This window comes from Herbaspirillum chlorophenolicum, from assembly GCF_001189955.1.
Lineage (GTDB): Bacteria > Pseudomonadota > Gammaproteobacteria > Burkholderiales > Burkholderiaceae_D > Herbaspirillum > Herbaspirillum chlorophenolicum.
In genome coordinates, this window is sequence record NZ_LFLT01000086.1 from 1 (window position 1) to 6,974 (window position 6,974).

Below are 6,974 nucleotides of genomic sequence, written 5' to 3' on the forward strand. Positions count from 1 at the left end.
GCTCTCCCCGGTAACTGGGGCTTGGTTAATCGCAGAGTTGCCAACAACGATAAATCCGTCTGCTGGCAGGCGCTCGTTCGGGCGCACCAACACCACGTCGCCGACTCGCAGCTCCTCGACCCGGATTTCCGTAATCTGCCCGTCTCTACGTACGGAGGCTACTTCGGGGGCCAACTTGGCCAGGGCTTCGATCGCGCGCTTTGCCCTACCCATGGCGTAGTGTTCTAGTGCATGCCCCAGGCTGAACAGGAACAGCAGAAGCGCGCCCTCTGCCCACGATCCCAACGCTGCGGCGCCGGCCGCAGCGACCAGCATCAGCGTATCGATTTCGAAACGCTTAAGCCGAATATTGTCGACGGCTTCCCGGACAGTGTAGAAGCCACCGAAGAAATATGCCGAAATGAAGCACGCCATGGGAAGCCAGGCCGGCATGCCAGCAACGAATCTTTCAATGACCCAGCCGATGCCCAGGAGTGCGCCACATAAGAGCGAAAAGATCAGCTCTGTATTGGCGCCAAGCATGCCGCCATGTTCATGAGAGTGCTCAGCATCCTTTCCTCCATGTTCGGCGTGACTCGAGCCATGGGCATGCGAGTGCTTATGGTCTCCACCACCTTCGCCATCCGTATGGGAGTGCTGATGATCGTGTGTATCTTCTTGCCCCTCTGCCGGAGGAGAATTTTCGGCCGCAACAGTTTGATCAAGAATCTTCACACCCAGGCTCTTCAATGCGGCCGTGAGTTTTGGTATATCGCACTGCTGACGATCAAAATCAACATGCACGCTGCTCGTGGTGGCGACATCTGCGGCTAACACACCAGGTAGCTTTTGCAGATGGTCCGCAACAGTTCGGGCCCGCCGTTGATGGTTGATTCCGCTGACCTTCCAGACTACGTGCGCATAGCGTTCAGAAACCTTTGCGCCTGCAGCGGTCACGATTTCTCGGATGCGACCAAAGGGCAACTGCGCGGTGTCATAGTGGACGCACAGCTGTGACACTCCGGCGCCACGAGGCGGACGGACATGGACATTAACTACGCCGGCCTGTGTTCCGATTTCGTCGATGAGGCGTCGAACACAGACGTCGTTTGCATCTTCAACATCTGGGAGCAAAACGGGAATATCGAGGCGTAGTTTTGTTGTCATGATTACTCTTGGCGGTGATTCGTGGCCTAAGCCGTTAAAAGGGAGGAGCTTTCCACGCTGCAGTTATGTGGAAGAGGTCCCACATTGGCCGCAAAACTTGGTGCCAGACGGCATTCCGCTACCACACTGAGTACAAGCGATGGCTGTTAGGCCGCTGCCACACTCGTGGCAAAACCTGGCGCCAGGACTGCTGACGGTGAAGCACCGCGGGCAGCTAGTGCCGATCGGAGTGGCACTCCGTCCGCGTCCAGTGGGGGGCGGGCTATACCTGCTGTGACCGCCGTGTTCGCTACTGCCATATTGATTGTTGTTGCCGTGGTGGCCGGTATCGCCATGCCGGCGCTTTTCGCCATGGTGGCGTCCGATTATTTTGCGAAGAAAACTCACGTGTACTCCGTTATAAAATGAAGACGCCAAATGAACGGCTTACATGACGTCATTGAAAAATCCCGCCTTCTAGATATCAGACCCATTACGTATGACTAACGGGCGAGTGCCTGAAAGGTCGCGGAGAAATCTGAGTGGCAGCAGCCACCAAAGCGAGAAGATCAACACTCCGGTCCCCATAGCGAACCAGACGCCACGAAGATGGCCGAAGACTTGCGAGACGACCAGGTTGCTCGCTAAGACGAGCGCAAACGAGAGTGATACCGCGCCGCATAACATCTGGCGTGAAGCTAGCGTCTTGAAGCGTGAACGATCCCGGAGAGGACGTAATATCCGATGCTGCACTGCCGGGGCGGCAAACAGAACTAGGCTAGTTAGTGAGCAGCAGAATGTGGCCAGGAATATCCACTTTTCTGATTCAACGATCTGTGAGAATCCGCTGTTAAATGGCAGCGTAATGAGGAACGCGGTCAGCAACTGGGCAGCGGGTAACAGGACGCGCAATTCGTTGAGAAGATCGGAAAGATCTCCGTCTCCTTCAAAATCTTCGCGATCTTCCTCAGTATGGGATGAAGTCATTTTTCTGTTTCAGTCGCAAGTGGGTTGCCCGTGGCGCTGGGTATTGAAATAGATTTTACCGAGGCAATATCGAGAAAAAGATTGCGTAGTTATTACAAGTTTGTAATCTTTTAACCTCCGTGGTCGTGACCCGGAACAGATCCGAACAGCAAGTTATCTATGCCATCGCATAGGCAATGCAGGGCTGTGAGATGCACCTCCTGAATATGCGCTGTGCGTTCATGTGGAACGCAGATATGGATGTCCAGCGGTGTGAGTAATCTGCCTAGTTGACCACCGCCTTTGCCAGTGAGCGCAACAACTTGCATCCCCTGTTGATGGGCCTCCTGCACAGCTGCGAGGATGTTTTCGGAGTTCCCGGACGTAGAAAAGACCAACAAGAGGTCCCCGCTGCGACCTAAAGCCTGCACCTGCTTGGAGAATATTTCCTGATTCCCATAGTCGTTGCAGATTGCGGTCAAGATTGAGGTATCTGTGGTGAGCGAGATGGCAGGAAGAGGTTTGCGTTCGCGCTCGAAGCGACCTACCAGCTCTGCAGCAAAATGCTGACTATCGGCGGCCGAGCCACCATTGCCACAGGAAAGAATTTTCGATCCCCGGGCTAACGTAGCTGATATTGCTTTAATGGCATCGAGAATGGGCTCTTCAAGAGACTGGACTGCATCGATCTTGAGTTGAGCACTCGCGTGAAAATGCTCGGCAATTCGAGACTTCTCCATGTTGATTCTCCCCCGGTATCGACCATAAAGAAGGTTGGAGAAATGCAGAAATGAATGATTCCAAGATCATTTATTAATTTTCTGTCAGATTTGATCTCGAGCTTGGTTGATGGCACTGACACGATGCTTTCCATCTGGCTGTTCTCTGTCCGCTACGCGTTTCGCGGCTCTAGGAGCCGGCCTTCGCCGGTGGCTGGTTGAACGTCACTGTCCGTGGCAAATACGGACGTCCGTTTATTCTGCGTAGTCCGTTGGAGAAGTCTTCGCTGACAAAAGCGTCACTCATGATGTCCCGAGACGACGAGTAGTAACGAGATTCGACCTTGAGTAATCCCATGATGGTGTGTTCAAGATGGTCCGTTTGATAGGGGCGATTTTCTAGAATTGCTTTGTCGACGGCATTCTTTCCTGAGAATGACCTGGTCCAGAGAAGCATGGGGATTTCATAACCGGAAGGATCCGCGACCGATTGCCCTGCATGATCTCTCGTGTGACCTACTTCCTGGCCGTGGTCGGCACTAAAGAGCAGGCTTGCCGCCCCGGGGGAAGATGCCATGGTGCTCTTGATCATGCTTGCCACGACGAAGTCGTTGTAGGCGATCGCGTTGTCATATTCGTTGCGCAACTGTCGGATCCAGATTGAGCGTCCTGCAGCTGAAAGCTGTTCTGCGACGGCATCATTGACGTCGTTGAATTTGGCGTATGACGATGGGTAACGCATGTCGTAGGTGGGGTGAGCGCCAAGCAGATGCACGACAATGAGCTTCTTGGGGGCCGGATTGGTTAGTGCGGCTTCAAGTCCAGGTAATAGGTTTCCGTCGAAATTGTTCTCTCCGCGGCCGGCGCCCTTGTTGATGAATAGCTTCTCATCTGCACGCTCGGAGACAAGACCGAGCCAGCCGTCATTCGGGACCTGATTAGAAATCCAGAATGTCTTGTAACCAGCCTCCTTGGCTAACATTAAAACATCAGGCTTGCTATTCCACGCGTCAGGGGAAACAAGATCGGCAGGCGTGAACATCTTCATCAGCGACGACATGGTAGCCGGCTCTGATGAGATCACATCTTGGAAGACGATCAGCTGGTTTCGCATTGCGTCCAGCATAGGGGTAGTTCTACGGTCATAGCCATATAGCGACATATTGCTGCGATTCGTGCTTTCCCCGATTAGCCAAACAACCGTGTTCTTGGCTGGGCCGGTGTACTGTACCTTCCACTCGGATCGTTGTGCCATATTGCGGGCAACGATTTGCTGCATGTCTTGTGCCTGCTTTAGCTGGCTGCGATAGTCCATGTATCGAATTGGCCAGAACAAAGCAGGATTTTCTTTCGCCATCGTGGGATTGAAATGCAATGCCAGGAAGGCCGTTAGTAGAAGCCCTATGCTGATGAAGCCGGACCTGCGTAGCGTGTTCAACGGCAAGCGTGCTTCCCTGAAGGATAAGCATTTCTCGAACCAGAAGATCCAAGCGCCGACGAACAAAAAGATTCCTCCCGCCTCCGCCAGCTTCCGCCAGTTGTGCAGGAAGAACTCGTTGGTCTCGTCGGGATTAGTGTTGAAAATTGCGTGCAAAACGAGAATCGGATTCGGCCGAAGGCCGAAGTAGTCGCGCAAGAATCCCTTCAAGGCGGCGTCGAAGAAGAATAGAGAAATGATTCCCAGACTAACAACAGTCAGCCACCGCGGGCGCAAACGGAAATAGGGGACTGCGATAAATATACCGGCAATTCCGGGCAGGCTGGTGGACATCAAGACCGTGCTTTTGGCGAATTCGTTGGCACTGATCATGCCTAGCATCCAAAAGGCAGCAAGCCCGCCAATGCCCAGGAGCAGCCGATATCCAAGTCGTTTCAACTTAAATTACTCTCTAGAATGATGGGAGGTGGCGAGCGCCCATTGCCTCGCCGATGGTAGTGGTCAGACGCCTTTGGGGCGCATGATCTTGGCTTCTTTGAAGAACGTAAGGCTGAAGATTGTCCGCTCACCTTGGATGCTCTTGACGGCTGCTTCGCCGCCGTGCAACGTCATGATTGAGCGTACGATCGCCAGACCGAGTCCACTGGATCCGCTCGCACTGCTGCGTGACGGATCTGCCCGATAGAAGCGGTCGAAGATTCGCCCAACGACGTCGGGAGGGATTCCCTCTCCAGGATTGGATACTGTTAGGATGGTCGCATTACCTACGTCCGTTGCTTCAACCCGGATAATGCGCTCTTCAGGTGTGTATCGGATTGCATTGGAAATTAGATTGCCAACTGCCCTGCGCAAAAGCATCGGGTCGGCGAAAATCTCTCCTGTTCCACCGACGACAATCCGGACCTTCGCTTCTTCAGCAATGCCCTCGAAGTAATCTGCAATCTTGGCCAATTCATCTTCGACATTGAGCATCTGAGGCTTCACGGCGACATGGGCGTTTTCTGCCCTCGCCAGGAACAGCATGCTTTCCATCATCCGCGCCAAGCGCTCATATTCCTCGATGTTGGAGCTGAGTAGGCCCTGATACTCTTCAATAGATCGTTGCTTACCCAGAGCGACTTGCGTCTGCACCATCAGGTTGTTGAGCGGGGTGCGTAAATCGTGCGCCAGATCCGCCGAGAACTGCGTCAACTGCTCAAAGCTACGATGTAGGCGATCCAGCATTGCGTTGAATGATTCAACGATATCGTGCAGTTCCTTGGGGGCCGAGCGGATGTCTAGCCTGGTATCGAGCCGATTTGCCGAAATCGCATGCGTTTGTGCGGCCATTAACCTCAGTGGTCGAAGCCCGCCGCGAACAAGGAAGAAGCTCAAGAGCGTTGCGAGAAGCGTACCGATCGACGCTGCGTACCATACCTCTGTACGATATTCGGAAAGCAGTTCCATGCGGTCAGAAGCAGTGCGCGCCACCACCACTATGGTCTCCTCGCCGGCGCTGGTCTTGGGCTTGCTGGCGATTAGACGTGCGCTGGCACCGTCTAAGTCGATGCTTTGAAGGGCATTGACTTGAGTTGTTTTTAGACTGTTGAAGAGTGGTGTTCCGACTCCAGATCGGCCAACATAGTTCTTTAAAATGGTGGCGCCGGATGAATCTGTGATGAGTACCAAGAGCTGGTCGTGGCCGCTAATGGTATCCAACATGGCATGCTTATTTCCCCTGATGCTTTCGATTGAGCCTGCTTCTTGTACCAGGTGATCAATCGAGCGGCTCTTACCTATAAGCTCTTCGTCGTCTCTACGTTCCAGCTGAACGTATAACGAATGATAAAGATAAGTGCCAACAGCCGCGAATGTGATAATCGCCACTAGTGCAAATAGAGCCACTAGACGTGATGTCATCGAAGCTGGGTTTCTGGAGTTCAATTTCGCGCCTCAAACACGTAGCCCATGCCCCAGGCGGTATGAAGAAGTTTGCTCTCGAAGCCGTCGTCAAGCTTTACGCGTAGTCGGCGCACGGCGACGTCGACGACGTTGGTATCGCTGTCGAAGTTCATGTCCCAGACTTGCGAGGCTATTTGAGGCCGGGAGAGCACTTCTCCTGGGCGGCGAATCAGCATGTGCAGTAAGGCAAATTCTTTAGCGGTCAAATCGATTCGCTGCCCATCCCGCGTAACTTTGCGCCGAAGTACATCCAGCTGCACGCCGGCATATTCGATGATGTCAGATTCACGGCTCGGGCCGCGGCGTAGCAACGTTCGTACCCTTGCGAGCAGCTCCGTGAACGCAAATGGCTTGACCAAGTAGTCGTCGGCACCCAGTTCTAAACCCTTCACGCGATCCTCGATTTCATCGCGAGCAGTGAGAAAGAGCACCGGTGTATCGTGGGTGCGGCGCAATTCTCGCAAAATGTCCCAGCCGTTCATGCCTGGCAACATCACATCCAGAATAATGAGCTTGTATTCCAGCGTCTGTGCGTTATGCAGGCCGTCAATTCCTGATTGCACCCAGTCGACAACAAAACCCGACTCGGTAAGGCCACGGCGTAGGTAATCCCCAGATTTTGGTTCGTCTTCTACCAGCAAGATGTGCATGATTTGGTTCCTCGAATACGTCGATATTCTGACCGAGCCTGCCGCTGCATTCATTACAAATCTGTAATAACTCAGCAATCTTTCTGTTCGGACCTCCTCCGTAGAATTCATTCCAACGATGCGCCACACAAGGAG

7 protein-coding genes are annotated in these 6,974 nt (G+C 53.5%); all 7 read right to left on the bottom strand.

What is annotated here, in order from left to right:
- A partial coding sequence (locus AKL28_RS24150; protein WP_462491136.1) for a heavy-metal-associated domain-containing protein occupies positions 1 to 1,146 on the bottom strand: 1,146 nt, incomplete at its 3' end.
- Positions 1,147 to 1,209: 63 nt separating this feature from the next.
- Positions 1,210 to 1,533, bottom strand: coding sequence for a zinc ribbon domain-containing protein (locus AKL28_RS25410; protein ID WP_165774441.1), 324 nt, complete (start codon positions 1,531 to 1,533; stop codon positions 1,210 to 1,212).
- A 69-nt stretch (positions 1,534 to 1,602) separates the two neighbouring features.
- Entirely contained in the window at positions 1,603 to 2,112 is a 510-nt protein-coding gene (locus AKL28_RS22750; RefSeq protein ID WP_050470579.1) for a DUF6328 family protein, read from the bottom strand.
- A gap of 110 nt (positions 2,113 to 2,222) precedes the next feature.
- Positions 2,223 to 2,831 (bottom strand): phosphoheptose isomerase, encoded by a 609-nt coding sequence (locus AKL28_RS22755; RefSeq protein WP_050470580.1) that lies wholly within the window; start codon positions 2,829 to 2,831, stop codon positions 2,223 to 2,225.
- Between the two features lie 169 nt (positions 2,832 to 3,000).
- Complete coding sequence (locus tag AKL28_RS22760) at positions 3,001 to 4,620, bottom strand: phosphoethanolamine transferase (RefSeq protein ID WP_231602649.1); 1,620 nt, start codon at positions 4,618 to 4,620, stop codon at positions 3,001 to 3,003.
- A 129-nt stretch (positions 4,621 to 4,749) separates the two neighbouring features.
- Positions 4,750 to 6,147 (bottom strand): heavy metal sensor histidine kinase, encoded by a 1,398-nt coding sequence (locus AKL28_RS22765; protein ID WP_050470582.1) that lies wholly within the window; start codon positions 6,145 to 6,147, stop codon positions 4,750 to 4,752.
- 20 nt (positions 6,148 to 6,167) lie between these two features.
- Positions 6,168 to 6,839: a heavy metal response regulator transcription factor gene (locus AKL28_RS22770; RefSeq protein ID WP_050470583.1), complete on the bottom strand. Its 672-nt coding sequence runs from the start codon at positions 6,837 to 6,839 to the stop codon at positions 6,168 to 6,170.
- Positions 6,840 to 6,974 lie beyond the last annotated feature (135 nt).

Bases quoted from the DNA above. Each gene is read 5' to 3' on its own strand.
- AKL28_RS22750 (WP_050470579.1), bottom strand. From the start codon at position 2,112: ATGACTTCATCCCATACTGAGGAAGATCGCGAAGATTTTGAAGGAGAC.
- AKL28_RS22765 (WP_050470582.1), bottom strand. From the start codon at position 6,147: ATGACATCACGTCTAGTGGCTCTATTTGCACTAGTGGCGATTATCACA.
- AKL28_RS22760 (WP_231602649.1), bottom strand. From the start codon at position 4,620: ATGATCAGTGCCAACGAATTCGCCAAAAGCACGGTCTTGATGTCCACC.
- AKL28_RS22770 (WP_050470583.1), bottom strand. From the start codon at position 6,839: ATGCACATCTTGCTGGTAGAAGACGAACCAAAATCTGGGGATTACCTA.
- AKL28_RS22755 (WP_050470580.1), bottom strand. From the start codon at position 2,831: ATGGAGAAGTCTCGAATTGCCGAGCATTTTCACGCGAGTGCTCAACTC.